This window comes from Providencia sp. PROV_01 (assembly GCF_053098325.1).
Genome location: NZ_JBRFKD010000002.1, coordinates 312550 through 314685, shown reverse-complemented (window position 1 = coordinate 314685; position 2136 = coordinate 312550). Strand labels below are relative to the sequence as shown.

Here is a 2136-nt window from a genome sequence, read left to right as displayed (position 1 = left end):
TCATTTGCGCTATTGTGCTAAACATATGTTTAATCAGGGAAAAATTCTCTCTGGTATAAAAAATAATCTTCAGTATTTTTTGGTTAAATTAAGTAAATAATAATTGGGCAAGTTATGTCTTTTTTAGATAGAAATGAAAGTATTCTCTCAAAGTATAACAAAGCTTTGGTGCTAATCTTTGTTGTTCTTTTTTTTGTGGAAAATGTAACCAGATATAAGCATATTCTGTTCTATTTGATGATAGCCACATCTTTGGTTTATCTGTCTTTAGATACAAAAAAAGTGCTAAAAAGATTAAATAATAAACTTTTATATTTAGTTATTGTTTTTTCTATTTTTCTTTACGTATCAACATCTTATTCAAATATATTAAGTGTATCTATTAAAACTATTAACAATAATTTATTGAATTATGGAATACTAAGTTTATCACTTTTATTGCCAATTATTTTATATAGAGAAAGCCTAAAAGAGATTTCAAAACTATTATTAACGAGTTTTACTGTATCGTTAGCCTTAGTTTTACTTGTTGAGTTATACCGCTACTATATAGCCTATCAGCAGGGTATCTTACCGTTTACTACCTATGATTTTAGGCATGTTTCGGATGCGTTAGTTTTCTTCTTTCCAATACTTCCTATTCTTTGGTATTTATTGCCTAAATCTAGACTTATTTATTTCTATATTTTAAGTATTGTATTTCTGTTTGTTTTACTTGGAACGTTAGCTCGAGGGGCATGGGTTGCAGCCGCAGTCGCGGGGTTATTATTTTTGTGTTTTAAACGTCCTTGGAAGCTAATTGGAGTTGTATTATGCCTTTCGGTAATTTCACTTATTTCAATTAAACTAATTTATCCCGATACAAGTAATAAACTGTTTTATAAGCTAGAGCAGACAGATAGCTCTCACCGTTATACTAATGGTACGCAAGGAACCGCTTTTGAGCTTATACTGGAAAATCCTATAATTGGCTATGGGGTTGGTGATAAAATATATCATGAGAAATACAACAGTGTAGTTAAACATCACCCTAAATGGATCGCTAGATATTCTATTGGGCCCCATAATATTTGGCTTTATATTTGGTTTGGTGCGGGTATTGCAGGGTTAGCGATATTTAGTGCGGTATTTTTGTCAATGTGCTATTCCTCAATGCAAGGGATAAAAAATAGGTCTGATGAACCGGAAATTTACTTTGCTTTCATTGCATTGCTGTTAAGCCTTATTAGTTTCTATCTCGTTCGTGGGATGTTTGAACAAGTGGACCTTAAGCCTTTAGGTATTCTTTTAGGTTTTTTAATCGCCATGATGGGACATAGTTCAACTAAGCAGAAAAGAGTGTGCCATGAATAACCTGATAACAAATAAATACCTACTAAATGAGGGGGCTAATACGAGTAATTCCTCATTACCATGTCTTGATGTTATTTATGGTTCGGATGAAAACTATCAGTTTGGTGCTGGTGTTTCAGCGGTCTCTTTACTTATTAATAACCCAAATACGCTCTTCAGATTTCATTATTTTTTAGATAAAGTCAGCCCTAGCTTTTTAGAGAAGCTGAAGGTTATTTCTCATCAGTTTCCAGCTGAATTTCATATTTATGAATTGGATAATCAATTACTAAAAACATTGCCAGCTTCTGATATTTGGTCTTCAGCAATGTATTTTCGGTTAGTTGCTTTAGACTATCTCTCGAAAGATTATGATGTTGCTCTATATTTGGATGCGGATGTTATCTGTAATGGCCAATTGAATTTGGCGGCTGATTTAATTAAAGATAAAGTTTGTGGTGTTATTGCCGATGACATCGGTGTAAGAACAAAAAGTGAGACACGGCTTCACACTCCAAAGTTAGCTGAGACCTATTTTAACTCGGGTGTTATGTTTGTGAACTTAAAAAAATGGCACGAAAAACGAGTTACTCAGCAATGTTTCGAATTGTTATCTGCAGAAAATGCGAAACAACGGTTTAAGTACCCAGATCAAGATGTGTTAAACCTTATTTTAAGGAATGACCTGATATTACTTAATCAGAAATTTAATACGGTTTATACACTAAAAAATGAACTGTATGACCGAACTCATCAAAAATATCAAACCATTATTACACCTGAAACAGTTTTAATTCATTACAC

General features: G+C 32.6%; 3 protein-coding genes. All 3 read left to right on the top strand.

Translation table 11 applies throughout. From position 1 onward, the window contains the following. A partial coding sequence (locus ACU696_RS02235) for a glycosyltransferase family 8 C-terminal domain-containing protein (protein ID WP_447343223.1) occupies positions 1-100 on the top strand: 100 nt, incomplete at its 5' end. Positions 101-114: 14 nt separating this feature from the next. Beyond that, positions 115-1353 (top strand): O-antigen ligase RfaL, encoded by a 1239-nt coding sequence (gene rfaL, locus ACU696_RS02230; RefSeq protein ID WP_209102524.1) that lies wholly within the window; start codon positions 115-117, stop codon positions 1351-1353. Next, positions 1346-2136 (top strand): glycosyltransferase family 8 protein (locus tag ACU696_RS02225; RefSeq protein ID WP_447343027.1); only part of this gene is annotated, 791 nt, incomplete at its 3' end. The genes rfaL and ACU696_RS02225, both read left to right, overlap by 8 nt.